Source organism: Streptomyces sp. NPDC107550 (assembly GCF_055639095.1).
The window spans coordinates 312,772-338,661 of sequence record NZ_JBVKBC010000005.1 but is presented as its reverse complement, the minus strand read 5'-3'; the positions used below and the strand labels follow the sequence as shown (position 1 = coordinate 338,661).

General features: G+C 73.2%; 24 protein-coding genes and 1 tRNA gene. 12 read left to right on the top strand and 13 right to left on the bottom strand.

What is annotated here, in order from left to right:
- Positions 1 to 185 precede the first annotated feature (185 nt).
- The 3 genes from ACZ7LY_RS10585 to pdhA are packed head-to-tail and all read right to left on the bottom strand — an operon-like array spanning position 186 to position 3,854.
- Positions 186 to 1,652, bottom strand: a complete 1,467-nt coding sequence (locus tag ACZ7LY_RS10585) for a dihydrolipoamide acetyltransferase family protein (RefSeq protein ID WP_471624132.1) — start codon at positions 1,650 to 1,652, stop codon at positions 186 to 188.
- Positions 1,653 to 1,671: 19 nt separating this feature from the next.
- Positions 1,672 to 2,694: an alpha-ketoacid dehydrogenase subunit beta gene (locus ACZ7LY_RS10580; protein ID WP_471624131.1), complete on the bottom strand. Its 1,023-nt coding sequence runs from the start codon at positions 2,692 to 2,694 to the stop codon at positions 1,672 to 1,674.
- Complete coding sequence (gene pdhA / locus ACZ7LY_RS10575; RefSeq protein WP_471624130.1) at positions 2,691 to 3,854, bottom strand: pyruvate dehydrogenase (acetyl-transferring) E1 component subunit alpha; 1,164 nt, start codon at positions 3,852 to 3,854, stop codon at positions 2,691 to 2,693. The genes ACZ7LY_RS10580 and pdhA overlap by 4 nt, the downstream gene beginning before the upstream one ends.
- A gap of 174 nt (positions 3,855 to 4,028) precedes the next feature.
- Between pdhA and ACZ7LY_RS10570 the strand changes: the two genes are divergently transcribed.
- Positions 4,029 to 4,529, top strand: a complete 501-nt coding sequence (locus tag ACZ7LY_RS10570; RefSeq protein WP_471624129.1) for an Lrp/AsnC family transcriptional regulator — start codon at positions 4,029 to 4,031, stop codon at positions 4,527 to 4,529.
- Between the two features lie 382 nt (positions 4,530 to 4,911).
- Here ACZ7LY_RS10570 and ACZ7LY_RS10565 read toward each other — a convergent pair whose 3' ends face one another.
- A complete protein-coding gene (locus ACZ7LY_RS10565) occupies positions 4,912 to 5,493 on the bottom strand; it encodes a TetR/AcrR family transcriptional regulator (RefSeq protein ID WP_471624128.1) in 582 nt (193 codons plus the stop codon).
- Positions 5,490 to 6,986 (bottom strand): 3-hydroxyacyl-CoA dehydrogenase, encoded by a 1,497-nt coding sequence (locus ACZ7LY_RS10560; RefSeq protein WP_471624127.1) that lies wholly within the window; start codon positions 6,984 to 6,986, stop codon positions 5,490 to 5,492. Before ACZ7LY_RS10560 ends, ACZ7LY_RS10565 begins: the two co-directional genes overlap by 4 nt.
- 250 nt (positions 6,987 to 7,236) lie before the next feature.
- Here ACZ7LY_RS10560 and paaN point away from each other — a divergent pair, with 250 nt between their 5' ends.
- Positions 7,237 to 8,943 (top strand): phenylacetic acid degradation protein PaaN, encoded by a 1,707-nt coding sequence (paaN, locus tag ACZ7LY_RS10555; RefSeq protein WP_471624126.1) that lies wholly within the window; start codon positions 7,237 to 7,239, stop codon positions 8,941 to 8,943.
- Positions 8,944 to 8,977: 34 nt separating this feature from the next.
- On the opposite strand, the gene ACZ7LY_RS10550 is transcribed toward paaN, so the two are convergent.
- Genes ACZ7LY_RS10550 through ACZ7LY_RS10540 form a run of 3 tightly spaced genes read right to left on the bottom strand, consistent with a single transcriptional unit; the run spans position 8,978 to position 11,965 of the window.
- Positions 8,978 to 9,817 (bottom strand): TrmH family RNA methyltransferase, encoded by an 840-nt coding sequence (locus ACZ7LY_RS10550; protein ID WP_471624125.1) that lies wholly within the window; start codon positions 9,815 to 9,817, stop codon positions 8,978 to 8,980.
- 10 nt (positions 9,818 to 9,827) lie between these two features.
- Positions 9,828 to 11,051: an HTTM domain-containing protein gene (locus ACZ7LY_RS10545; protein WP_471624124.1), complete on the bottom strand. Its 1,224-nt coding sequence runs from the start codon at positions 11,049 to 11,051 to the stop codon at positions 9,828 to 9,830.
- Positions 11,048 to 11,965 (bottom strand): DUF5819 family protein, encoded by a 918-nt coding sequence (locus ACZ7LY_RS10540; RefSeq protein WP_471624123.1) that lies wholly within the window; start codon positions 11,963 to 11,965, stop codon positions 11,048 to 11,050. Before ACZ7LY_RS10540 ends, ACZ7LY_RS10545 begins: the two co-directional genes overlap by 4 nt.
- Positions 11,966 to 12,296: 331 nt before the next feature.
- Between ACZ7LY_RS10540 and paaA the strand changes: the two genes are divergently transcribed.
- From paaA to ACZ7LY_RS10510, 6 genes are all read left to right on the top strand, one after another.
- Positions 12,297 to 13,298 carry a 1,2-phenylacetyl-CoA epoxidase subunit PaaA gene (gene paaA / locus ACZ7LY_RS10535; RefSeq protein WP_471624122.1) on the top strand — a complete coding sequence of 334 codons (1,002 nt, stop codon included), beginning with the start codon at positions 12,297 to 12,299 and terminating at the stop codon, positions 13,296 to 13,298.
- The gene (gene paaB, locus ACZ7LY_RS10530) at positions 13,295 to 13,651 is read left to right on the top strand and encodes a 1,2-phenylacetyl-CoA epoxidase subunit PaaB (RefSeq protein WP_471624121.1); all 357 of its coding nucleotides are present in this window, start codon (positions 13,295 to 13,297) and stop codon (positions 13,649 to 13,651) included. Before paaA ends, paaB begins: the two co-directional genes overlap by 4 nt.
- A complete protein-coding gene (gene paaC, locus ACZ7LY_RS10525) occupies positions 13,648 to 14,412 on the top strand; it encodes a 1,2-phenylacetyl-CoA epoxidase subunit PaaC (RefSeq protein WP_471624120.1) in 765 nt (254 codons plus the stop codon). Before paaB ends, paaC begins: the two co-directional genes overlap by 4 nt.
- A complete protein-coding gene (gene paaD, locus ACZ7LY_RS10520) occupies positions 14,406 to 15,002 on the top strand; it encodes a 1,2-phenylacetyl-CoA epoxidase subunit PaaD (RefSeq protein ID WP_471624119.1) in 597 nt (198 codons plus the stop codon). The genes paaC and paaD overlap by 7 nt, the downstream gene beginning before the upstream one ends.
- Complete coding sequence (gene paaE, locus ACZ7LY_RS10515) at positions 15,002 to 16,078, top strand: 1,2-phenylacetyl-CoA epoxidase subunit PaaE (RefSeq protein ID WP_471624118.1); 1,077 nt, start codon at positions 15,002 to 15,004, stop codon at positions 16,076 to 16,078. The genes paaD and paaE overlap by 1 nt, the downstream gene beginning before the upstream one ends.
- 136 nt (positions 16,079 to 16,214) lie before the next feature.
- Positions 16,215 to 17,378, top strand: a complete 1,164-nt coding sequence (locus tag ACZ7LY_RS10510; RefSeq protein ID WP_471624117.1) for an acyl-CoA dehydrogenase family protein — start codon at positions 16,215 to 16,217, stop codon at positions 17,376 to 17,378.
- Positions 17,379 to 17,609: 231 nt separating this feature from the next.
- Here ACZ7LY_RS10510 and ACZ7LY_RS10505 read toward each other — a convergent pair whose 3' ends face one another.
- The 4 genes from ACZ7LY_RS10505 to ACZ7LY_RS10490 form a co-directional block, all read right to left on the bottom strand.
- Positions 17,610 to 17,939 carry a rhodanese-like domain-containing protein gene (locus tag ACZ7LY_RS10505; RefSeq protein WP_471624170.1) on the bottom strand — a complete coding sequence of 110 codons (330 nt, stop codon included), beginning with the start codon at positions 17,937 to 17,939 and terminating at the stop codon, positions 17,610 to 17,612.
- A gap of 150 nt (positions 17,940 to 18,089) precedes the next feature.
- Entirely contained in the window at positions 18,090 to 18,896 is an 807-nt protein-coding gene (locus tag ACZ7LY_RS10500) for a J domain-containing protein (RefSeq protein WP_471624169.1), read from the bottom strand.
- A gap of 120 nt (positions 18,897 to 19,016) precedes the next feature.
- Positions 19,017 to 20,483 carry a DUF2252 domain-containing protein gene (locus tag ACZ7LY_RS10495; RefSeq protein WP_471624116.1) on the bottom strand — a complete coding sequence of 489 codons (1,467 nt, stop codon included), beginning with the start codon at positions 20,481 to 20,483 and terminating at the stop codon, positions 19,017 to 19,019.
- A gap of 261 nt (positions 20,484 to 20,744) precedes the next feature.
- Positions 20,745 to 21,143, bottom strand: a complete 399-nt coding sequence (locus tag ACZ7LY_RS10490) for a winged helix-turn-helix transcriptional regulator (RefSeq protein WP_471624168.1) — start codon at positions 21,141 to 21,143, stop codon at positions 20,745 to 20,747.
- A gap of 189 nt (positions 21,144 to 21,332) precedes the next feature.
- Here ACZ7LY_RS10490 and ACZ7LY_RS10485 point away from each other — a divergent pair, with 189 nt between their 5' ends.
- Complete coding sequence (locus tag ACZ7LY_RS10485; RefSeq protein WP_471624115.1) at positions 21,333 to 21,986, top strand: FMN-dependent NADH-azoreductase; 654 nt, start codon at positions 21,333 to 21,335, stop codon at positions 21,984 to 21,986.
- Between the two features lie 241 nt (positions 21,987 to 22,227).
- Here ACZ7LY_RS10485 and ACZ7LY_RS10480 read toward each other — a convergent pair.
- Positions 22,228 to 22,311, bottom strand: a tRNA-Leu gene (locus ACZ7LY_RS10480).
- Between the two features lie 514 nt (positions 22,312 to 22,825).
- Here ACZ7LY_RS10480 and ACZ7LY_RS10475 point away from each other — a divergent pair.
- From ACZ7LY_RS10475 to ACZ7LY_RS10465, 3 genes are all read left to right on the top strand, one after another.
- The gene (locus ACZ7LY_RS10475; protein WP_471624114.1) at positions 22,826 to 23,665 is read left to right on the top strand and encodes an FhaA domain-containing protein; all 840 of its coding nucleotides are present in this window, start codon (positions 22,826 to 22,828) and stop codon (positions 23,663 to 23,665) included.
- Positions 23,666 to 23,675: 10 nt separating this feature from the next.
- Positions 23,676 to 24,194 (top strand): FHA domain-containing protein FhaB/FipA, encoded by a 519-nt coding sequence (locus ACZ7LY_RS10470; protein WP_471624113.1) that lies wholly within the window; start codon positions 23,676 to 23,678, stop codon positions 24,192 to 24,194.
- Between the two features lie 131 nt (positions 24,195 to 24,325).
- Positions 24,326 to 25,885: a Stp1/IreP family PP2C-type Ser/Thr phosphatase gene (locus ACZ7LY_RS10465; RefSeq protein ID WP_471624112.1), complete on the top strand. Its 1,560-nt coding sequence runs from the start codon at positions 24,326 to 24,328 to the stop codon at positions 25,883 to 25,885.
- Positions 25,886 to 25,890 lie beyond the last annotated feature (5 nt).

The window sequence follows — 25,890 nt, the reverse complement described above, 5'->3', positions numbered from 1 at the left end:
CGCGCCCAGCCACGACGAACCGTCACACACCCCACAACCCCACGCCCCGGCACCGAGCCACCCCACCAGCTCCGCCGACAACAACCCCCTCAGGGGCGCGGGGAACTGCGCGACCAGCCACGACGAACCGCCAGCCACCCCACAACCCCACCACCCCCACCGCCCTCACCAACCCCGGCGCCAGATCAAACCCCCCGAAGCAGAACGACCGGTTGCTCGACGCAGTCGGCCACGTACCGCAGGAACCCACCCGCGGTCCCCCCGTCACACACCCGGTGATCGAACGTCAACGACAACTGCACGACCTGCCGAACCGCCAACTCCCCGTCATGAACCCACGGCTTGGCCGTGATCCGCCCCACCCCCAGCATCGCCGCCTCCGGATGATTGATGATCGGCGTCGACCCGTCCACCCCGAACACCCCGTAGTTGTTCAACGTGAACGTCCCCCCGGTCAGCTCCCCCGGAGTCAGCGTCCCGCCCCGCGCGGCCTCCGTCAGCCGGGCGAACTCCCCGCTCAACGACTCCGCCCCCCGCGCCTGCGCGTCCCGCACGACCGGCACGACGAGCCCGCGCTCGGTCTGCGCCGCGAACCCGAGGTGCACGGCGTCCAGCCGGACGATCTCCCGGCGCTCAAGGTCCACCGTCGCGTTCAACTCCGGGTAACGCGCGAGCGCGGCCGTGCAGATCCGCGCGAACAACGCCAGCACGGAGATCTTCAGGCCCGCCGAAGGCCCCGTCGCCGCGTTCATCGCGGCCCGCGCGCGCAACAGCTCCGTCGCGTCCGCGTCCACCCAGCACGTGGCATCGGGTATCTCGCGCCGGCTCCGCGCCAGCTTCTCCGCGACGGCACCCCGGATCCCGCGCAAAGGCGTCCGATGAACCCCGCCCCCCTGCTCCCCGGCCCAGGTCTCGCCACCCGGCACCGCACCCAGCGCAGCGTCCGACGTAGCACCCGTCACCGCACCCGAAGCCCCGGAAATCGCCCGCTCCACATCGGACCGCAGGATCAGCCCCTCGGGCCCGGAACCGGTCAGCGCCCGCAGATCCACCCCGTTCTCCCGGGCCAGCCGCCGCACCAGAGGCGAGATCACGGGCACGGGCCCACGGGAAACGACGGCGACCTCCTGGACCGGAGCGGCACCCGCCCCGACCCGCACCCGGCGCCGCCGCGCGGGCGGCGCGGCAGTCCCGTACCCCACCAACACATTCCCAGAGCCCTCACTCCTGCCCCCGGCCCCACCCCCAGAACCCGACACCGAACCGGAGCCCGAACCCGAACCGGAACCCGAACTGGACCCCGCACCGGCAGCCGAACCAGAACCCGAACCCGAGCCAGAACCCGAACCCGAACCCGAGCCCGAACCGACCTCATCCCCCGCCCCGCCCGCGCCCGGCAGGGCCCCCGCCCCGACCGCCACGGTCAACAGCGGCGCCCCCACCGGCAGTTCCGCCCCCTCCTCGCCGAAGCGGGCGGTGACGACACCCCCGTAAGGGCACGGGACCTCGACCATCGCCTTGGCCGTCTCGACCTCGACGACGGGCTGGTCGACGGCGACCACGTCACCGACCCGCACCAGCCATCGCACGATCTCCGCCTCGGTGAGCCCCTCCCCGAGGTCGGGCAGCTTGAACTCCAGTACCTGCGCCATCAGCCCGCTCCCCTCCCCGTCACTGATCCCATTGGAGCCGCGCGACCGCGTCCAGCACGCGGTCCACGCCCGGCAGATGGTGCCGCTCCAGCATCGGCGGCGGATACGGGATGTCGAACCCCGCGACCCGCAGCACGGGCGCCTCCAGATGGTGGAAACAGCGCTCGGTCACGCGCGCGGCGATCTCCCCGCCGGGCCCGCCGAACCCGCCCGACTCATGCACGACGACCGCGCGCCCGGTGCGGCGCACGGACGCGACGACGGTCGCGTCGTCGAACGGCACCAGCGAGCGCAGGTCGACCACTTCCAGGTCCCAGCCCTCCGCGCGGGCCGCCTCCGCCGCCTCCAGGCAGACGGGCAGAGACGGTCCGTACGTGAGCAGCGTGGCACTGGTCCCGGGGCGGCGGACCACTGCCGTGCCTATCGGGTCAACGTCCGCCGGACGCCCCGGGTTCCAGGAATCCTTCGCCCAGTACAACCGCTTCGGTTCGAGGAAGACGACCGGGTCGTCGCTGGCGATGGACTGCCGCAGCAGCCCGTACGCGTCGGCGACCGTGGCGGGCGTGACGACGGTCAGGCCGGGCGTCGCCATGTAGTACGCCTCGGAGGAGTCGCTGTGGTGCTCGACGCCACCGATCCCGCCGCCGTACGGGATGCGCACGGTGATCGGCAGCGGCATCGCGCCGCGCGTGCGGTTGCGCATCCGCGCGACGTGCGAGACGAGCTGCTCGAACGCCGGATAGGCGAACGCGTCGAACTGCATCTCCACGACCGGCCGCAGCCCGTACATGGCCATGCCGACCGCCGCGCCGAGGATGCCGGCCTCGGCGAGCGGCGTGTCCGTACAGCGGTCCTCACCGAACTCCGCGGCCAGGCCGTCGGTGATGCGGAAGACACCGCCGAGCGCGCCCACGTCCTCGCCGAGCACGTGCACGGTCGGGTCCTCGGCCATCGCGTCGCGCAACGCGCGCCCGAGCGCCTGCGCCATGGTGGCCGGCTTGGTGGCGGCGCCCGCGGCCGGCTTGTCGGCGACGGTGGTCATCGGCGCTCCCCTTCCGCCCCGCCGGACGTCTCCGCCTCGGCGTCCAGCTCGGCCCGCAACTGGGCCTCCTGCTCACTCAGTTGACTCGTCCGGCGCGCGTACACGTGCGCGAAGAGGTCCATCGGGTCGAGCCGCGCGTCCTCGTTCATCCGGGCGCGCAGCCGCGCCGCCATCTCCTCGGCGCCCTCGCGCACGGCCTCGATGCCGTCCTCGTCGAGCAGCCCGCGGCCGGTCAGCTCCCGCTCCAGCAGCAGGACCGGATCGTGGCCCCGCCACAGCTCGACCTCGTCGTCGCCCCGGTAGCGGGTGGCGTCGTCGGCGTTGGTGTGGGCGTCCATGCGGTACGTGATCGCCTCGACGAGCGTCGGACCGCCGCCCGCACGCGCGCGTGCCACCGCGTCCGTCAGCACCTCGTGCATGGCGACCGCGTCGTTCCCGTCGACCAGGCGGCCCGGCATCCCGTACCCGACGGCCTTGTGGGCCAGGGAGGGCGCCGCGGTCTGCTTGACGAGCGGTACGGAGATCGCGTAGCCGTTGTTCTGGACGAGGAAGACGACCGGGGCCTGCCAGACGGCCGCGAAGTTCAGCGCCTCGTGGAAGTCGCCCTCGCTGGTGCCGCCGTCGCCGACCATGGCGAGCGCCACCACGTCGTCGCCCTTGAGCCGGGCGGCGTGCGCGAGGCCCACGGCGTGCGGGAGCTGCGTCGCCAGCGGCGTGGACAGCGGCGCGATCCGGTGCTCGCGCGGGTCGTACCCGGTGTGCCAGTCGCCGCGCAGCAGCGTCAGCGCCTGTACGGGGTCGAGGCCCCGGGCGACGGCGGCGAGCGTGTCGCGGTAGCTCGGGAACAGCCAGTCACGCTCCTCCAGGGCGAGCGCCGCGGCGACCTCTGCGGCCTCCTGGCCGGTCGTGGAGGGGTAGACGGCGAGCCGGCCCTGCTTGGTCAGCGCCGTCGCCTGCGCGTTGTACCGCCGGCCCCTGACCACCTGCGCGTACAGCTCCCGCAACAGCTCGGGGTCGGCCTGCGCGGCGGCGTCGGTGCCCAGCACCCGGTACGGCTCCGCGTCCGGCAGCAGGGGCGCGGGGTCCGTGCGCGGCTGCCAGGCGGGCGGCGGGGTGGGGCTGCCTGTCCGGCGGGCGCCCCGCTGCTCCATGACCGTCATGACGGCACCTCCTCGTGGGAGCGGCTTCGAGGGCGCGTCCGGTGTGATGCGCCTCACCTACCGATTGTTCGGTCGTCGGCACATTTTGGCTACAGGCACCTCCAGGCTGTGGACAAACGGTTCTCCACAGCCTGAGATGAACGCACTACGTCCATGGTAGGGAGGCGCGGGCGCATGGCATCTGAACAAATGGCCGACGGCACCGGGGACGAGGCCCAGGACCCTGCCGTCCGCCCGCTGGACGCCATCGACCGCGACATCCTCCAGATGCTCCAGAAGGACGGCCGCGCCTCGATACGGTCCGTCGCCGAGCGCGTCCACGTCTCCCGCGCCAACGCCTACGCGCGCATCAACCGCCTCATCGACGACGGCGTCATCCGCGGCTTCGGCGCCCGCGTCAACCACGAACGGGCCGGCCAAGGCGCCTCCGCGTACGTCACGCTCAAGATCGTGCAGAACACCTGGCGCACGGTGCGCGACCGGCTCCGCGGGATGCCGGAAGCAGCGCACATCGCGCTGGTCAGCGGCGATTTCGACGTCCTGATCCTGGTCCATACGCGGGACAACCGCGCCCTGCGCGAACTCGTCCTCACCAAGCTCCAGGCCATGCCGGAAGTCCTCAGCACCCGCACGCTCCTGGTCTTCGAGGAAGAAGACCTGGGCCCCGAAACCTAGCCGTCGCCCTACAGCTACGCCCCGTAAGGGGGCGCGGGGAACTGCGCGACCAGCCCACCACGCCCCGCAGATAACCACGCACGAGAAGCGCCCCGCCAGGGGCGCGGGGAACTGCGCGACCAGCCCACCACCGGCCGAAAGACGACCGCGCACGGACGTGCCCCGACAGGGGCGCGGGGAACTGCGCGAGAACCCCCACCGCCTCGCAAACAACCACGCACGCGAAGCACCCCGATCAGGGGCGCGGGGAACTGCGCAACCGGTCACCGCAGGGGACGCCCACCCAAGAACCCCCAGGGGCGCGGGGAACTGCGCAAAAGACGGTCACCTCAAAGGGACGCCCACCGGAGAACTCCCCAACGCCCGCCGAAAAGGGCCACCGCTACCGCAACCCGTGAAAGACAAGCGCCACCACCGCATCCGCGACTTCCTTCTCACTCCGCGCCCCACCCCCGGGCCGATACCACTCCACAATGGAGTTGATCATCCCGAAGACCAGCCGCGTAGCGAGCCGCACATCGACGTCCCCCCGCACATCCCCGTCCGCCGCCGCCGCCCGCAACAACTCGGCGACCTGATGGTCGAACTCCCGGCGCCGCTCCATGGCCCACCGCTCCGTCCCGGTGTTCCCCCGCACCCGCAACAAGAGCGTGACGTACGGAAGTTCGGAGGTGAGCACCTGCACCATGCGCCGCGTGACGTACTCCAGCCGCTCGACGGCCCGCCCCACACGCGCGGGCTCCTCGTCGAGGATGCCGAAGAGCCCGTCGAGCGCCCGGCTCACGGCCCGCCGAAGCAACTCCTCCTTGCTCGTCACATGGTGGTAGATCGACGACTTGGAGATGCCGGCCGCTTTGGACAGATGCTCCATGGACGTGCCGTCGTAGCCGCGCTCGTTGAAGACGGTGACCGCGACGGCGAGCAGCGTGTCCGGCGTGTAGGTGTCGCGTCGGGCGGTGGTCATGACGTCTCCTTCCAGGCCGCTCTGCGCAGCGCGGGCGACGCGCCGTAGCGGCCCGACGGGTACCACTCGTTCAGGCCGTCCAGCAGGTCGAGGACGAGTTCGAAGCCGATCGCGCGCCCCCAGTCGAGCGGCCCGCGCGGGTAGTTGACGCCGAGCCGCATGGCCGTGTCGACGTCCTCCGCGCCGGCCACCTCGCGCGCGACGGCGTCCACCGCGAGATCGACGAGGCGGGCCACGGTCCGGGCGACGATCATGCCGGGCACGTCCCCGATGACGCTGACCTGCTTGCCGAGCGCCTGGAACAGCCCGGTCGCCTGCCCGAGTTCGGCGTCGGTGACGTCCTCGCCGGGCGCGAGAGCGATCCGGGTCGCGCGCGCGTAGTCGAGCGCGAGGTCGAAGTGGATGAGCTGCTCGCCGGCCCCGGTGCCGAAGGAGCCGTCCGTCAGCCGCAGCCTTGCGTCGCACGGCAGCACGATCGTGGCATCCCGATGGCCGCCGTCCTCACGCTCGACCTTGATCCCGGCCGCTTCGATCAGCGGCACGAGCCCCTGCGCGGGCCCGAGATCGCCGACCACGCGCACGTGCCGGGGCGCGTCGGCGGGCGGCGCGGTGTGCGGGACGGGCGCGGTGGCGTCGTCGCCGTACGCGTACCAGCCCTGGCCCGTCTTGCGGCCGAGGCGCCCGGACTCGACCAGCCTGCGCTGCGCCAGGGAGGGCGTGAAACGGGGGTCCCGGAAGAACCCCTCCCACACGGAACGCGTCACCGCCTCGTTGACGTCCTGGCCGATCAGGTCGGTCAGTTCGAAGGCGCCCATCCGGAAGCCGCCGCACTCGCGCAGCACCGCGTCGATGGTCGCCGGGTCGGCCGCGCGCTCCTCGTACAGGCTCAGGGCCTCGGCGTAGAAGGGCCGCGCGACCCGGTTGACGATGAACCCGGGGGTGTCCGCGCAGCGCACCGGCGTCTTGCCCCAGGCGCCCGCGAGCTCGTACGCGCGCGTGGCCGCCGCCTCCTCGGTGGCGTGCCCGGAGACGACCTCCACGAGCGGCATCAGGGGCGCCGGGTTGAAGAAGTGCAGTCCGACGAAGCGGCCGGGCAGGCGCAGCGCCCCGCCGATCGCGGTGACCGACAGGGACGAGGTGTTCGTGGCGAGCAGACAGTCGTCGGCGACGATGTCCTCCAGGGCGCGCAGCAGCTCCTGCTTGACGTCCAGGCGCTCCACGACGGCCTCGACGACCAGGGAGGCGTCCGCCAGGTCGGCGAGCGTCTCGGCGGCGCTCAGCCGGGCGCCCGCGGCGGCGCGCTCGGCGGCGTCCATGCGGCCCTTCTCGACGAGCCTGTCCAGCCGCGCGGCGATGCCGGCGACGGCCTGCGCGGCACGCCCCTCGGCGGCGTCGTAGAGCCGGACCGGGTGCCCTGCCACCAGCGCGACCTGGGCGATCCCCTGCCCCATGGTGCCGGCGCCCACCACGCCGACCAGGCGGTCATGTGTCATGTGCGCGATCCTTCCGCATGGCCCGTCACCGGAGGTCTCCGGGGTTGTGCACAGGTGCGCCCGCCGGGTTTTCCACAGCTTTTCCGCACCCCCTTGCCCCGACCGATCGTTCGGTTACTCTAGCTCTGACTGTCCGTCCCTGCCCAGTGCCGCCCTGTTCCCGCGGCCCTGCCCGGCGGGGCCGCCCTTGCCCGTCCCGCCAGCCGGCCGGCTCGCCGAGGAGCCGGCGCCGAGGAGGAGTTGGTCCGCCATGGCCGCCGAACTCACCGCGCACGACCTGATCGCCAAGCACCGGCCGACCCTCGACCAGACGCTGGACGCGATCCGCACGCGCGCGTACTGGTCCCCCCACCCCGAGCACCCCAAGGCGTACGGGGAGGACGGCAGCCTGAGCATGGCCGAGGGCAAGGCCGCCTTCGACGCCCTGCTCGGCACCCGCTTCGACCTGGACCAGCCCGGCACCGACGACTTCGTGGGCGGGGAAGTCTCCCCGTACGGCATCGAGTTGGGCGTCACGTACCCGCATGTGGACGCCGATGTGCTGCTGCCTGCCATGCGCGCGGGCATGCGCGCGTGGCGCGCGGCGGGCGCCGAGACCCGCGCCGTCGTCTGCCTGGAGATCCTGGCCCGCGTCAGCGCCCGCACGCACGAGTTCGCGCACGCGGTCATGCACACCAGCGGCCAGGCGTTCATGATGGCGTTCCAGGCGGGCGGCCCGCACGCCCAGGACCGCGGCCTGGAGGCGGTGGCGTACGCGTACGCGGAGCAGATCCGCACGCCGCTGACGGCGGAGTGGACCAAGCCGCAGGGCAAGCGCGACCCGCTCGCCCTCACCAAGGAGTTCACGCCGGTCGGGCGCGGCATCGCGCTGCTGATCGGCTGCAACACGTTCCCCACGTGGAACGGCTACCCGGGCCTGTTCGCCTCCCTGGCCACGGGCAACCCGGTCCTGGTCAAGCCGCACCCGCGCGCGGTGCTGCCGCTCGCGCTCACCGTGCGCATCGCGCGCGAGGTGCTCGCCGAGGCGGGCTTCGACCCGAATCTGGTGGCGCTCGCGGCCGAGCGGCCCGGCGAGGGCATCGCCAAGACCCTGGCCGTCCGGCCCGAGATCAAGATCATCGACTACACGGGTTCGACGTCCTTCGGCGACTGGCTGGAGACCCACGCGCGCCAGGCGCAGGTCTACACCGAGAAGGCCGGGGTCAACACGGTGGTGATCGACTCCACCGACGACTACAAGGGCATGCTGGCCAACCTGGCGTTCTCGCTGTCCCTGTACAGCGGCCAGATGTGCACCACCCCGCAGAACCTGCTGCTTCCGCGCGCGGGCATCACCACCGACCAGGGCCCCAAGTCGTACGACGAGGTCACCGCCGACCTCGCGCGCGCGGTGGACGGCCTGCTCGGCGACGACGCCCGGGCCAACGGGCTGCTGGGCGCCCTGGTCAACCCGGACGTGAAGGCCCGCCTTGAAGCCGCCGCCGGGCTCGGCGAGGTCGCCCTCGCCTCCCGCGAGGTCGCCAACGCGGACTTCCCGGACGCCGTGGTGCGCACGCCCGCCGTCGTGAAGGCGGACGGCGCGCGCAAGGTCTGGGACGGCCCGGACGCCGACCCGGCCTTCTTCAGCGAGTGCTTCGGCCCGGTCTCCTTCGCCGTCGCCGTCGACTCCACCGAGGACGCCCTCGACCTGCTGCGCCGTACCGTGCGCGAGAAGGGCGCGATGACGGTCGGCGCGTACACGACGTCCGCCGAGGTCGCGGACGCCGTCGAGGAGGTCTGCCTCGACGAGTGCGCGCAGTTGTCGCTCAACCTGACGGGCGGGGTGTACGTGAACCAGACGGCCGCGTTCTCCGACTTCCACGGCTCCGGCGGCAACCCCGCGGCGAACGCGGCCCTGTGCGACGGCGCCTTCGTGGCGAACCGCTTCCGGGTCGTCGAGGTCCGCAAGGAGGCGTGAGCGCGGGCGCCCGCTCAGGAGCTCAGGAGAGGCCCTAGGGAGCCTGGCTGCTGTGCGTGCGGGCGCTCCAGTGGAAGAGGGTCATGCCGACGCTGGTCGCCAGGTTGTAGCTGGAGACCTGGGGCCGCATCGGCAGCGACACCAACTGGTCGGCCCGCGCGCGCAGTCCGTCCGACAGCCCGCTGCGCTCGGAGCCGAACGCGAGCAGGGCGTCGTCCGGCAGCGTCAGGCCGCGGATGTCGGCGCCCTCGGGATCGAGCGCGTACAGCGGTCCTGGAGGCAGTTCGTCCGCTCCGAGCCGTTCCACGGCCGTGGCGAAGTGCAGTCCGGCCCCGCCGCGCACGACCGTGGGGTGCCAGGGGTCGAGGCTGCCGGTGGTGACGACGCCGGTCGCGCCGTACCCGGCGGCGAGGCGGATGACGGCGCCCGCGTTGCCGAGGTTGCGCGGGTTGTCGAGGACGACGACGGGGGTGGCGCGGTCCGGGCGCGCCAGCGCGGCCAGGTTCGCCTCGCGCGCGGGGCGGCCGGCGAGCGCGGCGACCCCGGTCGGATGCGGGCGCGGCACGAGTCCGCGCAGCGCCTCCGGGGCGACCTCCACGAGCAGCGCGTCCAGGGCGTCCCTGACGTCGGGCGCGAGGTCCGCGGCCAGCGCGAGCGCCGCGGCCCGGTCGGTGGCGAGCGCCACGGGTACGTCGGCACCGAAGCGCAGGGCGTGCTTGAGGGCGTGGAAACCGTCGAGCAGGACCGCGGTGTCGGCCGCCCGGTGCCAGGCCCGCAGCGCGCCTTCCAGGGCGTCTGCGCCGGTCCGCTTCAGCCGTTCGGGGCGGTCGTCGGGAAGGTACTGGTCCCGGCCCGCCGTGTTCGTCCCGCTCATGGCGGAAAGCCTACGTGCGCGCGACCGGGGCCGGTTCCGCCCGCTCCTCGCCCCCGGCGCGGGGTGCGGGCACCGCCGTACCGGACCGGTCGCCGAACAGGCGACTACGCGCGCGTGCCGCCGCGCCGCCCACCCGGCGCAGGAACGACGTGGGCAGGAACACCGCGTCGGCGGTGATCATGGCGAGGGAGAAGAACGGCAGCCCGAGCACGAGCGCGATGACCGCGTGCTCGAACATCATCAGCACCAGCAGGACGTTCTTGAGCCGCCGGTTGAACACCGTGAAGGGGAACGCGACCTGCACGGCGACCGTCCCGTACGTCACGAGCAGCACGGCGGGCCCGTACGCGGTCAGCAGGCCGCCCAGCGCGGGCCAGGGCGAGAAGTAGTCCAGGTGCAGCGGGTAGTACACGGCGGTGCCGTCCTGCCAGCGGCTGCCCTGGATCTTGTACCAGCCGGCGGTCGCGTAGATGAGGCACGCCTCGACCATGATCACGAGCAGCGCGGCGTTGTGCGTGAGGTTGGCGACGACATCGCACAGCAGCCGGGAGTCGCCGTCGGGGGAGCGCCGGCCGAGGTACCACCACAGCCCCTGGGCGAGCCACAGCGCCCAGAACAGCAGCAGCCAGCCGGCGCCCGCGTCCCCGGTGAACGTCAGCGCCGACAGGGCGAGCCCGGCCGCCCACCACAGCACGGGCCCGGCGCGGTCCGCCCCGGCGCCTTTCGCGTCACTACGCGCGCGTGCGGCCCTGCGGGCGTCCAGGGACCAGACCTGCCCGCAGCGCGTGAAGATCAGGTAGATCGACATCAGATGGATGACGTTGTCGCCGCCGTCGCCCATGAACACGCTGCGGTTCTGCAACGACAGCACGCCGATCATGAACAGCACCGACATCGTGCGCGTGCGCCAGCCCAGCATCAGCAGCACGGACGCGAGCACGGCACCGGCGTAGACCGTCTCGAACCAGCCCTGCCCGTCGGACCACAAGAGCGCCGTGAACGCGTGGTTGTCCGCGACGAGCTGCTGCGCCATCCCCCAGCTCCACGGCCCGTCCGGCCCGTACAGCTCCTGGCGGTGCGGGAACTCGCGCAGCAGGAACAGCAGCCACGTGGCAGAGAACCCGATCCGGATGACCGCGCTCTGGTACGGGCCGAGCGCGTGCGCGGTGATCCGCTGGAGCCCCGCGCTCAGCCGCCGGTCCAGGGAGCCCGCCGGCGGGCCGCCCGCGCTCACCGGGCGCCTTCCGGCAGGCCCTGCACGCGGACGACCCGGCCGGTGCCGAGCGGCGCGTCGTACGCGGTCACCGTCCACCAGGGCACCTGGCGCACGGACGGCTTCTGGTCCACCTTCTCGTCACTCCACTTCGGCGGGGCGATCGTCGTCGTCACCGACCGCGCCTGGACGCGCTCGATCCGCTCCCCCGAGCGGACCGCGCCGAGCCGGTCCAGACGCAGCACGAGGATGCGCCGCAGGTACTGCTCCGAGAGCGTGCCGCGCAGGCCGCTCGGCCGGTCCTGCGCGTCATGGGTGCTCAGATAGGCGTCCCACGCGCGGCGCAGCTCGTTCTGCTGGGTGTGGCTGGGCAGCGGATTGCCGTCGATGGCCTCGCCGTCGAGCCGGGACAGGTCGAACCAGCGGGTCGCCCGCAGCCCGCCGCCCGCCGCGCGGATTTCGGCACGCGCCTGTACGGCGATGTTCTGCTGCAAGGGGTTGGGCGCGAACAGCTTCCAGTTCTGCTCGAACTCCGGGTAGATCCACGCGTCGACCACCGAGCCGTGCCGCTTGCTCACCGTGTTCGGCGGCGCGACATGGAAGAACACCATCAGCAGGTGCACGCAGGCGGCCATCGCCACGACGGCGAGGGCGAGCGCGGCGGCGACCTGGTACGGCAAGCGGAGCGCCGCGATCCCCTTCGGCGGGGGCGGCGGGAGGGGCGGGAGCGGTGGATCGCCGGGCGCGGGGTCGGGGCCGTCGCCGGGCGCGGGATCGCCGAGGGCGGGGCCGTCGCCGGGCGCGGGGTCGCCGGGGACCGGGGCGGACGGGGGCACGGAGGCGGCCGGGGTGGCGGGCGCCGGGGTGGCCGGGGGTGCCTCCGGTCCCGGTGTCGGGCGGGCGGCCTCGCCCGCCGCGCCTGCTTCGGTCTCCATCGGTGCTCCCCGCTCCCGCTCCCGCCCCGGCCCCATCCGATATGCCCGCACGTCCCGATGCGCCGCGCCTCCCTGACGCGCCCGCTCGTCCCGTCCCGCCCGCTCGTCCCGTGCGCTCCGGCCCGTTCCCGTCCGGGCGTGGCCGGTCCGCCGGGCCCGCGGCCGAGCCATGACGTGCACCGGAACGGTACTGGGGAGGGCCCGCCGAGCACAGGCACACGGAGTTATCCACAGGCCGGGCGGTTCAGGGTTGACACCCTACGGCGCCGCGCCCCACCATTGAATCCAACGAACCGAACGATCGGTCGGGAGAGGTCGAGGGGGACCGCGCATGGCGACAGCAGCTCCGCAGCAGACCGCGCCGCCGGACGGCGACGCCGGATTCCAGGCCGCGTTCGACGCGGCGGTGGCGGCCGACGAGCGCGTCGAGCCCCGCGACTGGATGCCCGACGACTACCGCGCGACGCTCATCCGGCAGATCGCGCAGCACGCGCACTCCGAGATCATCGGCATGCAGCCCGAGGCCAACTGGATCACGCGCGCGCCGTCCCTGCGCCGCAAGGCGATCCTGATGGCGAAGGTGCAGGACGAGGCCGGGCACGGGCTCTATCTGTACAGCGCCGCCGAGACCCTCGGCGTCAGCCGCGACGAGCTGCTCGACAAGCTGCACGCCGGCCGCCAGAAGTACTCCTCGATCTTCAACTATCCGACGCTGACCTGGGCCGACGTCGGCGCCATCGGCTGGCTCGTGGACGGCGCGGCGATCACCAACCAGGTCCCCCTGTGCCGCTGCTCGTACGGTCCGTACGCGCGGGCGATGGTGCGGGTGTGCAAGGAGGAGTCGTTCCACCAGCGCCAGGGGTACGAGCTGCTGCTCGCCCTCAGCCGGGGCACCGAGGCGCAGCACGCGATGGCGCAGGACGCCGTGGACCGCTGGTGGTGGCCCTCCCTGATGATGTTCGGCCCGCCCGACGACGAGTCGGCGCACTCGGCGCAGTCCATGGAGTGGAAGATCAAGCGCCACTCCAACGACGAGCTGCGCCAGCGTTTCGTCGACATCTGCGTCCCGCAGGCCGCCTCCCTCGGCCTGACGCTCCCCGACCCGGAGCTGCGGTGGAACGAGGAGCGGGGCCACCACGACTTCGGCCCCATCGACTGGTCGGAGTTCAAGGCGGTCCTCAAGGGCAACGGACCGTGCAACGAACAGCGGTTGAACCAGCGCCGGCGCGCCCACGAGGAGGGCGCCTGGGTCCGCGAGGCCGCCGCGGCGCACGCCGCCAAGCACGCCGCGCAGCAATCGAACGCAGCGACCCGTGAAGGCAGGGCGGCATGAGCGACACCACCACCGGAACCGCGGGCACCCCGGCCCCCGCCCCCGCCACGAGCGCCCCGGGCACCTCGGGCACCGCCGAATGGCCTCTGTGGGAGGTCTTCGTCCGCTCCCGGCGCGGCCTCTCCCACACCCACGCGGGCAGCCTGCACGCCCCGGACGCCGAGCTGGCCCTGCGTAACGCGCGCGATCTGTACACCCGCCGAGGCGAAGGCGTCTCCCTGTGGGTCGTGCCGTCCGCGGCGATCACCGCCTCCTCGCCCGACGAGAAGGACCCGTTCTTCGACCCGGCCGCCGACAAGGCGTACCGGCACCCGACGTTCTACGAGATCCCGGAAGGGGTGAAGCACCTGTGACGCGGCCCGCGCAGCAGACGGACCCGGGGACCGCCGCGCTCACGGAGGACGAGCGCGCGGCGGCGCTGGCCCTCGGCGACGACGCCCTGGTGCTCTCGCACCGCCTGGGGGAGTGGGCCGGACACGCCCCGGTCCTGGAGGAAGAGGTCGCCCTGGCGAACATCGCGCTCGACCTGCTGGGCCAGGCCCGCGTCCTGCTGAGCATGGCCGGCGACGAGGACGCGCTGGCGTATCTGCGCGAGGAGCGCGCCTTCCGCAACGCCCAGCTCGTCGAGCAGCCCAACGGCGACTTCGCCCACACCATCGCCCGCCAGCTCTTCTTCTCCACCTACCAGCAGCTCCTGTACGCGCGACTGGCCGACGCCGACTCCGACTCCGTCTTCGCGCCTCTCGCCGCCAAGGCCGTCAAGGAGGTCGCCTACCACCAGGACCACGCCCGCCAGTGGACCCTGCGCCTGGGCGACGGCACCGAGGAGAGCCACGCCCGCATGCAGCGCGCGGTGGACGCCCTGTGGCGCTACACGGGCGAGCTGTTCGCGCCGGTCGCGGGCGTCCCGGTGGACTGGCAGGAGATGCAGGCCAGTTGGACGGCGACGGTGACCGCCGTGCTGCGCCAGGCGACCCTGACCGTGCCCGAGGGGCCCCGGACCGGCGCCTGGAGCGCGGGCGCGGGCCGCCAGGGGCTGCACACCGAGTCCTTCGGCCGGATGCTCGCCGAGATGCAGCACCTGCACCGCAGCCACCCGGGGGCGACATGGTGACCACCGCCGACGACCGGCGCGAGCGCGAGAGTCCGCTGGAGGCGGAGCTGCGCCGGCTCGCCGGCACGGTCCCCGACCCCGAGCTGCCCGTCCTGACCCTGGCCGAGCTGGGCGTGCTGCGCGCCGTGCACAGCCTGGGCCCGGGCCGCGTCGAGGTGGAGCTGAGCCCCACGTACACGGGGTGCCCCGCGATCGAGACCATGTCCGTCGACATCGAGCGGATACTGCGCGAGCACGGCGTGCCCGAGGTGACGGTCCGCCCGGTCCTCTCCCCCGCCTGGTCCACGGACGACATCACGCCCGAAGGCCGCCGCAAGCTGCGGGAGTTCGGCATAGCCCCGCCCCGCACCACACGCGCCCCGGACGCCCCCGTCACCGTCGCCCTCGGCCCGACCCGGCTCGCGTCCCCCGGCGCACCCGGCGCGCGGCCCGGGGCCCGGGAGCCCGAGGCGCCGTACGAGCCGCTCACGTGCCCGCACTGCGGAAGTGCCGACACCGAACTGCTCAGCCGGTTCTCGTCCACCGCGTGCAAGGCGCTGCGGCGCTGCCTGTCCTGTCGTGAACCCTTCGACCACTTCAAGGAGTTGTGATGGCGCAAGGAGCGGCCAGGGCCCGCTTCCACCGGCTCCGGGTCCAGGCGGTCGACCGGCTCACCGACGACGCCGTGGCGCTGACCCTCGCCGTCCCGCCGGAGCTGCGCGAGGCGTACCGCTTCACCCCGGGCCAGCACCTCGCGCTGCGCCGCACGGCCGACGGCGCGGAGATACGGCGGACCTACTCCATCTGCTCCCCGGCCCCGGCGGACGCGGCGCCCCGGACGCTGCGGGTGGGGGTGCGGCTCGTGGACGGCGGCGCGTTCTCCACGTACGCGCACAAGGAGATCGCCGCCGGGGACGAGCTGGAGGTCATGACCCCGGCCGGCCGTTTCACGCTCGATCCGGCGCCCGGGCACTACGCGGCGGTGGTCGGCGGCAGCGGCATCACGCCGGTGCTGTCCATCGCGTCGACCCTCCTCGCGCGGGAGCCTGCGGCGCGGTTCTGCCTCATACGCAGCGACCGCACGGCGGCGTCGACGATGTTCCTGGAAGAGGTCGCCGACCTGAAGGACCGCTACCCGGACCGGTTCCACCTGGTCACGGTCCTCTCCCGGGAGGAACAGCAGGCGGGTCTCGCCTCGGGGCGGCTCGACGAGGAGCGGCTCGCGGCGCTGCTGCCCGCGCTCGTGCCGGTGGCGGACGTGGCGGGCTGGTACCTGTGCGGGCCGCTCGGTCTGGTGCAGGGCGCCGAGCGGGCCCTGCGCGGGCTCGGGGTGCGCCGCGACCGGGTGCACGAGGAGATCTTCCACGTGGACGACGGGCCGGCCCCGCGTTCCGCCGCTCCGGCGCTCGCGCACAGCACGGTGACCGCACAGCTCGACGGGCGTGCGGGCAGTTGGCCGGCTCAGGACGGCGAGTCGGTGCTGGAGACGGTCCTGCGCAACCGGGCGGACGCGCCCTACGCCTGCAAGGGCGGGGTGTGCGGGACGTGCCGCGCGTTCCTCGTCACGGGGGAGGTGCGGATGGACCGGAACTTCGCGCTGGAGCCGGAGGAGACCGAGGCGGGTTATGTGCTGGCCTGCCAGTCGCATCCGACCACGGAGACGGTGGAGGTGGACTTCGACCGCTGAGCCCACCGCGCCCGTCTCCGGCGCTGTTCCCTTCTCGTAGAACCTGTTCTATCTTGACGCCCCGTCAGTTCCCGGTGCCCGCAAGGGTGTCGGTGGGCGGGAGGCGCCAGTTCGGCAGGAACGGGAGGACAGCCCGGTGGACTTCACCTTCTCCGAGGAGCAGCAGGCGGCGGCCGAGGCGGCGCGGGCGGTGTTCGGCCCGGTCGCGCCGGACGGGGTGCCCAGCCCGGCGCTCACGGCGGGCGCGGTGGCCGACACGTTCGACCGCCCGCTGTGGGCCAAGGCCGCCGACGCCGATCTGCTGGGGCTGATGGTGGCGGAGCGGTACGGGGGTTCGGGCCTGGACGCCATCGCGCTGTGCCTGGTGCTGCGCGAGGCGTCGGCGGTGCTCGCCCGGCTGCCCCTGCTCGAACACAGCGCCGCCGTCGCCACCTTGGGGGCCCACGTCTGCGAAGACGTACGGCAGGAGATCCTGCCCCGGGCGGCGCGCGGTGAGCTGGTGCTGACCGTGGCCGCCGCAGGCCGCACCGGGCACGACCCCGCGCCGTTCGCCGTCACCGCCCGCCGGGAGGGCCCGGCCGGGGCGGAGGGGGCCTGGGTGCTGGACGGGGTGCAGACGGCGGTGCCGTGGGCGTTCGACGCGGACCTGGTCCTCGTACCGGCGCGGACCGCCGAGGGCGACACGGTCCTCGCGCTGCTGCCCGGGGCCGGGCCCGCGAGCGGCGGGGAGGGGCTGACGTACGCCGAGCAGTTCTCGACGAACGGGGAGCGGCTCGGCGAACTGCGGCTGGAGGGCGCCCGGGTGGCGGCCCGGCACGTCCTCACCGACGCCGACGCGTGGCCCCGGCTGCACGCGCTGCTCGCCACCGGCACCTGTGCGCTCGCCCTCGGTGTCGGCACCGCCGTGATGCGGATGACCAGCGCGTACGCGGGGCAGCGGGAGCAGTTCGGGCACCCCATCGCCACGTTCCAGGCGGTCGCCGTGCAGGCCGCCGACCGCTATATCGACCTGCGCGCGATGGAGGCCACGCTGTGGCAGGCCGCCTGGCGGCTCAGCAGCGGGGCGCCAGGCGCGCTGCCCCTCGCCGGGGACGTCGCGGTGGCCAAGGCGTGGGCGTCGGACGGGGTGCGCAGGGTCGTACAGACGGCGCAGCACCTGCACGGCGGCTTCGGCGCCGACACGGACTACCCGCTGCACCGCTACCACGCCTGGGCCAAGCACCTGGAACTCTCGCTCGGCCCGGCCGCCGCGTACGAGGAAGCCCTCGGCGAACTCCTGGCCACGCACCCCCTCGGCTGACCCCGGGCGGCGGCGACGAGACCCGCGCGACGGCCGGACCACGGCGAACGGCCGGACCGCACCGAACGATCGGACAACGGCAAGGGGCCGGACAACGGCAGTCGGTCGGACCACGGCGACCGGCCAGACCACGGCAAGCGGCCAGATCACGGCGACCGACCAGACCACACCGAACTATCAGGCCGCGGCAAGCGGTCGGGCCCCAGCGGACGGTCAGACCACGGTGGACGGTCAGATGACCGTGCCGGGGGCGCCCTGCTCGTCGACGACCGGGCGGCCGGCGGACTGCCATGCCTGCATGCCGCCGTCGACGTTCACGGCGTCGACGCCCTGCTGCACGAGGTACGCGGTGACCTGCGCGGACCGCCCGCCGACGCGGCAGAGCACGTGTACCCGCCCGTCCTGCGGTGCCGCCTCGGTCAGCTCGCCGTAGCGGGCGACGAAGTCGCTCATGGGGATGTGCAGCGCACCGGCCGCGTGCCCGGCCTGCCACTCGTCGTCCTCACGGACGTCGAGGAGGAACGCGTCCTCCTTGAGCTCGTCGACACCGACCGTGGGCACACCAGATCCAAGAACCATGCCCCCGACGCTACCCGACGCCCCCGCCCTCCCGGACGGGCCTCACTCGCCGACGGCCGGGCGGGCGGGCGCCCTCCCGGACGGGCCTCACTCGCCGACGGCCGGGCGGGCGGGCGCCCTCCAGGACGGGCCTCACTCTCCGGTGGCGGTCAGCCGCTCCAGCTCGGCCTCGCGCTCGGCGACCTGCGCGAGCAACTGCTCGGCGATCTCGTCGAGCAGCGTGTCCGGGTCGTCCGGCGCCATCCGCAGCATGGACCCGATCGCGCTCTCCTCCAGCTCCCGCGCCACGACGGACAGCAGCTCCTTGCGCTGGGCCAGCCACTCCAGGCGGGCGTACAGCTCCTCGCTGGGCGAGGGCTGCCGCTCGGGCGGTACGGGGCCTGCGGCCCATTCCTCGGCGAGTTCCCGCAGCAACGCCTCGTCGCCGCGCGCGTACGCCGCGTTGACCCGGGCGATGAACTCGTCGCGCCGGGCGCGCTCCTCCTCGTCCGGGGCGAGATCGGGGTGCGCCTTGCGGGCCAGCTCGCGGTAGAGCTTGCGGGCCTCCTCGCTGGGCCGCACCCGCTCCGGCGGGCGCACGGACTGCTCGGTGAGCATCGCGGACGCCTCCGGGGACAGGCCCTCGCCGTCCATCCAGCCGTGGAACAGCTCCTCGACGCCCGGGATCGGCATGACCCGCGCCCGCGCCTCGTCGGCCTTGCGCAGATCCTCCGGGTCGCCGGTGCGGGCGGCCGTGGCCTCCGCGATCTGCGCCTCCAACTCGTCGAGGCGGGTGTACATCGGGCCGAGCTTCTGGTGGTGCAGGCGGGAGAAGTTCTCCACCTCCACGCGGAAGGTCTCCACCGCGATCTCGTACTCGATCAGGGCCTGCTCCGCGGCGCGTACCGCCCGCTCCAGGCGGTCCTCGGGCCGCTGCCCGGCCACACCACTCTCCGGCATCGTCACCCCACCCACCCTAGGCCAACCGCTCGCCGCCCAGCCCTGCCAGGGGGCCCGCAGGCCGCCACGGACCCCGGCCCCGCCAGGGCCGCCCCTCAGCCCCCCTCTCAGCCCCCCGTCTCAGACCCCCGCCTCACAAGGAATCCGCCCCGCACGAACCCCCCGCACCAGCTCCGCGTGATCCCGCTCCACCCCCTCCGCACAGGCCACCGCGAACGCCCCCACCGCCTCGTCCAGCTCCGCGTTCTTCCCGCAGTACCCGGCGGTCAGCCGGGGATCGGCGCTGTGCGCGTGGGCGCGGGCCAGCAGCGCGCCGGTCATACGGGCGTAGTCGTCGATCTGGTCGGCGGCGAGCGCGGCCGGATCGACGCTGCCCTTACGGTTCCTGAACTGCCGTACCTGGAACGGCCGTCCGTCCACCGAGGTCCACCCCAGCAGATGATCACTGACCACCTGCATCCGCTTCTGCCCGAGCACCACGCGCCGCCCCTCGTGCTCCACCGCCGGCGCCGCGAACCCGGCCCGCGCCAGATGCGGCAGCAGCACCGAGGGCCGCGCCTCCTTCACCTGGAGCACCAGTGGCTCGCCGCGATGGTCGAGGAGCAGCACGACGTACGACCTGGTCCCGACGCTGCCCGTACCGACGACACGGAACGCCACGTCGTGGATCGCGTACCGCCCGAGCAGCGGGCGCCGGTCCTCGGGGAGCGTGTCGAGGTAGGGCCCGAGCGCGGAGGCGACAGCGGCCGCCTCCGCGTCGGGTACGGAGCGCAGCACGGGCGGCGCGTCCACGAACCGGCGTCCGCCGCCCGGCACGGCCACCGTGGACTTCGCGGCGAACCGCCCGCTGGTGTTGTTCCGCGCCTTCTCCGAGACCCGTTCGAGCGTGCCGAGCAGGTCGTGGGCGTCGGTGTGGGAGACCAGTTCCTCGTCGGCTATCGCGTTCCACGCGTCCAGGGCGGGCAGCTTGGCCAGCAGCCGCATCGTGCGCCGGTAGGCGCCGGCCGCGTCCTGGGCGGCGGCGCGGCAGGTGTCCTCGTCGGCGCCGGCCTCGCGCGCGGCGAGGACGAGGGAGGCGGCGAGCCGCTTCAGGTCCCACTCCCAGGGGCCGTGCGCGGTCTCGTCGAAGTCGTTGAGGTCGATGACGAGACCGCCGCGGGCGTCGCCGTACAGGCCGAAGTTGGCGGCGTGCGCGTCCCCGCACACCTGGGTGCCGATGCCGGTGACGGGCGTACGCGCGAGGTCGTACGCCATGAGGCCCGCCGAGCCCCGCAGGAACGCGAAGGGGCTCGCCGCCATGCGGCCCACCCGTATCGGCGTCAGCGCGGGGATGCGGCCCGCGTTGGACTCCTCGACGGCACGGACCGCGCCGGGGCGGCCGGGATCGAGGGTGAACTCCGCGTGCGCGGAACGCGGTACGCGCCGGCGCAACGCCTTCCCGGCCGCCTTGCCCCCCGCTGCCACACCGGAGGCCAAATCCGAGCCCGAGCCCCCGGCACCCTCACCCGCCCCCGCGAACCCGTCCACCCGAGGCAGCACCCGCCCCGCCGCCGAGGGCTCCCCGCCCCCGAACCTCACCGTCCGCACGACACCCACCCCTGACCGCCTCCCCGTACCCCCCGCGCGGCACCCGCACCGCCCGGCGTCCAGCCGTGATCGCACGAAGGTACCGCCGCCCCCACGCCCCCGTCAGCGCCTGTGGACAACCCCCGGCCTGTGCATAACTCCCCCACCCGAACGGGTAATTGCCCCCGCTCACCGCCACCGGGGAAACTACGAGCAGCCCCCGACGCACCACCCGGCCCCGCGCACCACAGAACCGGGCCCGCACCCCGCCCCGCGCCCCCCTCAGCGCCGGTACTCCTCCGGGCACGTCCCGTCCGCCGACGCGAGATACGTCTCGGACCACTCCTTCAGTTCCCGCAGCGCGGGGCGCAGGGCCATGCCGGCGACGGTGAGGCGGTAGGCGACCCGGAGCGGGGGGCCCTCGTCGACCTCGCGCACGACGAGACCCGCCGCGCCCAGTTCGCTCAGCCGGTCGGAGAGCATCCGCTCGCTGATCCCGGGGATGGCCCGGCGCAGCGCGGCGAAGTTGACGGGACCGTCGATCAGCACGGCGACGATCAGCCCGGTCCAGCGCTTGCCGAGCAGCCCGAAGACCCGGGTCATGCCGATGTCGACGGGCGAGCAGGCCCCACCACCGGCGCCCCCCGCGCCCCCGGCACCCGCCGCCCCGGCGGCGCACATCCCCCCGGCCCCGGCGCCCGCCCCGGCGTACGGATCGACCTTGTCGCGCGTCTCTTCCCGGTTCCCGGCCATGGGACCAGCGTACTGCGCTCCCGTACGGGGGTGAGAAAAAGTAAGCCCCTATGCTATTACTAGTTACCTACTCGAACGAAGTGCCCCGAGTTCGCTCCCACCCCTTGGAGAACCGTCATGGCCACGCTGCTGCACCTCGACTCGTCCCTCTTCTCCGGCCCGGCCTCCGCCTCGCGCACCGTCACGGACGCGTTCCGCGCGAGTTGGCTGGAACAGCACCCGGAGGGGACGGTGATCTACCGCGATCTGCACGCCGAGCCCGTGCCGCACATCACGGCCGACGCGCACCTGGCCGGCTTCATCGACCCGGCGGAGCACACGCCAGAGCAGGCGGCGGCGTTCGCGGAGCGCGTGCGGCTCATCGAGGAGCTGGAGCAGGCGGACGCGATCCTGATCGGCGCCCCGATGTACAACTTCTCGATCCCGTCGACGCTGAAGGCGTGGCTGGACAACGTGATCCTGATGGGCCGCACCTCGGGCACCCCGGCCCCGTCCGCGCAGGGCAAGCCGGTCACGGTCGTCGCCAGCCGGGGCGGTTCGTACGCGCCGGGCACCCCGCGCGAGGGCTTCGAGTACGTGCAGAACTACCTGGAGGCGATCCTGCGCGACAGCCTCGGCCTGGACCTGCACTTCATCGTCCCGGAGCTGACCATGGCCCCGCAGAACCCGGCGATGGCCGACCTGATCCCGCTCTACGAGGCGTCCCGCGACCAGTCCCTCGCGGCGGCCGAGCAGAAGGCGAAGGAGATCGCCACCCGCCACGCCGCCTGAAGGTGACATAACCCACAGGCCCCCACCCGGCAGGCCGACACTCCGCAGGGCGGCACCCCGAAGGCCAACTCCCCACAGGCCCCGCGAAGAAGCCCCGCAGGCCCCGGCCGGCGGGGCTTCTCCCGCCACCGCGCCCACGCCACCGCGCCGCCGCCCCCGCCCGGCCCCGGCGGACGCAGCGGCGCCGCCCGGGAAACGCAGAAACGGGCTGATCGTCTGAACGATCAGCCCGTTTCGACTGTGCGCGAGGGGGGAGTTGAACCCCCACGCCCTTTCGGGCACTGGAACCTGAATCCAGCGCGTCTGCCTATTCCGCCACCCGCGCATTGGGTGTGTCTCCGGGTCTCTTTCCCCTTGCGGGGTGAGCGCCTGTCGACATGCAGAAGATTAGCACGCTGTCCGGGGTGGATTCACATCCGTTTCCCCGGCCCCCGGCGAGGGCACCTGACAGCCCGGGCCCCCGTACGCCCGCCCGTCGCCCACGGGACCGCACGCGAGCCCCACCGAGCCCTACGGAGTCCCACCCGAGCCCCACCACGTCCCGCCGAGCCCCGCGGAGCCGGCCCGGTCCACAGCCGCGTACGGGACACTGGCGGGAGGCCACCTCTACGATCCCTCGTGAGAGGGGTGCGGGAGGGGCCGGGAGAAAGGCTGTGAGCGTCGACACTCATCGAGCGGGCGGACAGGGGGAACCAGCCGATTTCCCGACGCGTGGATACGATCAGTAAGCAGTACCAAGTCGGCAGTCGGTGCCGGTGCCGGTACCAGGACGGCAAGCGGTACCGAGAAGGCAGCAAGCGCAACGGCAAGCAGGACGGCTACACAGGAGGAGGTGCCCCATGGGAGTCCTGAAGAAGTTCGAGCAGCGTCTCGAAGGTCTGGTCAACGGCACCTTCGCCAAGGTCTTCAAGTCCGAGGTGCAGCCCGTGGAGATCGCGGGCGCGCTCCAGCGCGAGTGCGACAACAACGCGACGATCTGGAACCGCGAGCGGACCGTCGTGCCCAACGACTTCATCGTGGAGCTGAGCGCGCCCGACTACGAGCGCCTGAGCCCCTACTCGGGCCAGCTCGGCGACGAGCTGTCCGGGATGGTGCGCGACTACGCCAAGCAGCAGCGCTACACCTTCATGGGCCCCATCAAGGTCCATCTGGAGAAGGCCGAGGACCTGGACACCGGTCTGTACCGGGTCCGCAGCCGCACCCTCGCGTCCTCCACCAGTCAGGCCCAGCCCGAGCGCCCCGCCGCGCCCGTGCGGCCCCACCAGGCCCCCGGCGGCTACGGCTACCCGCAGCCCACCGCGGCCCCGCCGATGCCGTCCACGCCGCCGCCCGGCCGCCCCGCGCAGCAGGGCGCGCGTCCCGGCGCGGGCGCGGGCGCGGGCCCGATGCCGGGCTCCCGGACGCGGCACTGGATCGAGATCAACGGCAACCGCCACCAGATCTCCCGCCCCACCCTCGTGCTCGGCCGGTCCACCGAGGCCGACGTGCGGATCGATGACCCCGGCGTATCGCGCCGGCACTGCGAGATCCGGACCGGAACGCCCTCGACGATCCAGGATCTCGGGTCCACCAACGGGATCGTGGTGGACGGGCAGCACACCACCCGCGCTACGCTCCGCGACGGCTCGCGGATCGTCGTGGGCTCCACCACCATCGTTTACCGGCAAGCCGAAGGGTGAAGCGGGGGCAATGTCAGAGCTGACCCTGACGGTCATGCGGTTGGGTTTCCTGGCCGTTCTGTGGCTGTTCGTCATCGTGGCCGTCCAGGTCATCCGCAGCGACCTGTTCGGTACGCGCGTCACGCAGCGCGGCGCGCGCCGCGACAGCGGGCGCCAGCAGGCGCAGCGCCAGGCGTCCGCGCCGCCGCAGCAGCGCCAGCAGCAGAGCGGGGGCGGCGGCCGACAGCGCCGCGGCGCCCCCACCAAGCTCGTCGTCTCCGAGGGCACCCTCACCGGCACCACGGTGGCGCTCCAGGGGCAGACGATCACGCTCGGCCGCGCGCACGACAGCACGATCGTCCTGGACGACGACTACGCGTCCAGCAGGCACGCGAGGATCTACCCGGACCGGGACGGTCAGTGGATCGTCGAGGACCTCGGGTCCACCAACGGCACGTATCTCGACCGGACCCGTCTGACGACGCCCACGCCGGTCCCGCTGGGCGCGCCGATCCGCATCGGCAAGACCGTCATCGAGCTGCGGAAGTAGTGCTTCATCATGAATAGGCGCGAGCGGAGCGAGCGAGCCTACGCGGTCCCCGGGGACCGCGGCCCGCTTTCGACCGGAGGGTGGGCACCGTGCGGATGTACCCGGAGTCGGAGTCAACAGGGCAGGTGCGCATGAGTCTGTCACTGCGCTTCGCCGCCGGATCGCACAAGGGCATGATCCGCGAGGGCAACGAGGACTCCGGTTACGCCGGCCCGCGCCTGCTCGCCATCGCCGACGGCATGGGGGGCCAGGCCGCCGGTGAGGTGGCCAGCTCCGAGGTGATCTCCACCATCGTCGCCCTCGACGACGACGTGCCCGGCTCGGACATCCTGACCTCGCTCGGCACCGCCGTACAGCGGGCCAACGACCAGTTGCGCCTGATGGTCGAGGAGGACCCCCAGCTCGAAGGCATGGGGACCACGCTGACCGCGCTGCTGTGGACGGGCCAGCGCCTCGGCCTCGTGCACGTCGGCGACTCGCGCGCCTATCTGCTGCGCGACGGCGTGCTCACCCAGATCACGCAGGACCACACCTGGGTGCAGCGGCTCGTGGACGAGGGCCGCATCACCGAGGAGGAGGCCACCACGCACCCGCAGCGTTCGCTGCTGATGCGGGCGCTGGGCAGCGGCGACCACGTCGAGCCCGACCTCTCCATCCGCGAGGTGCGCGCCGGTGACCGCTATCTGATCTGCTCCGACGGCCTGTCGGGTGTCGTCTCGCACCAGACGATGGAGGAGACGCTCGCCAGCTACCAGGGCCCGCAGGAGACGGTCCAGGACCTGATCCAGCTCGCGCTGCGCGGCGGCGGCCCCGACAACATCACGGTGATCGTCGCGGACGTCCTCGACATCGACGGCGGCGACACCCTCGCCGGCCAGATCTCGGACGCCCCGGTCATCGTCGGCGCGGTCGCGGAGAACCAGCACCAGTCGCACGACGCGGGCGCCATGGAGACCCCGGCGGGACGCGCCGCGGGCCTCGGCCGGCAGACGCCCCGGCAGGGCGGCGGGGGCGGCGAGTTCGGCCCGCCCGGCAGCGGGGACAGCGCCGGTTACGCACCCGACGGGGGCTTCGGCGCGTACTCCGACGAGGACTTCACCAAGCCGCGCGGCCGCGGCCGGTGGATCAAGAGATCGCTCTACATCGTGCTGGCCCTCGCCGTCATCGGCGGCGGCCTGTACGGCGGTTACCGCTGGACGCAGACCCAGTACTTCGTCGGTTCCAACAACGACCACGTGGCGCTGTACCGGGGCATCAACCAGGATCTCGCCTGGGTGAGCCTGTCGAAGGTGGAGCGGGACCACCCCGAGATCGGCCTCAAGTACCTGCCGCCCTACCAGCGCAAGCAGGTCGAGGAGACGATCGCGGAGGGCGACCTCGCCACCGCCCAGGACAAGATCGACGAGCTGTCCGCGCAGGCCACCGCGTGCCGCAAGCAGGCGGAGCAGCGCAAGGCGCAGAACGAGAAGAACGCGCGGACCGGCGAGGGCGAGGCCGGCGGAACCACGACCGGCGGCACGGCGTCCAAGGCGTCGTACCGCACGGCGACCACCGCCCCCACGGCGAACCCGTCGAACCCGTCGCACTCCCCGTCCGGCAAGGCCAAGTCACCGTCATCTCCCACGCCCACCCCTGGCCCCACTCTCTCCGACGAAGAGCAGCAGCTGGCCAAGGCGTGCGCACAGCAGTAGAGCCG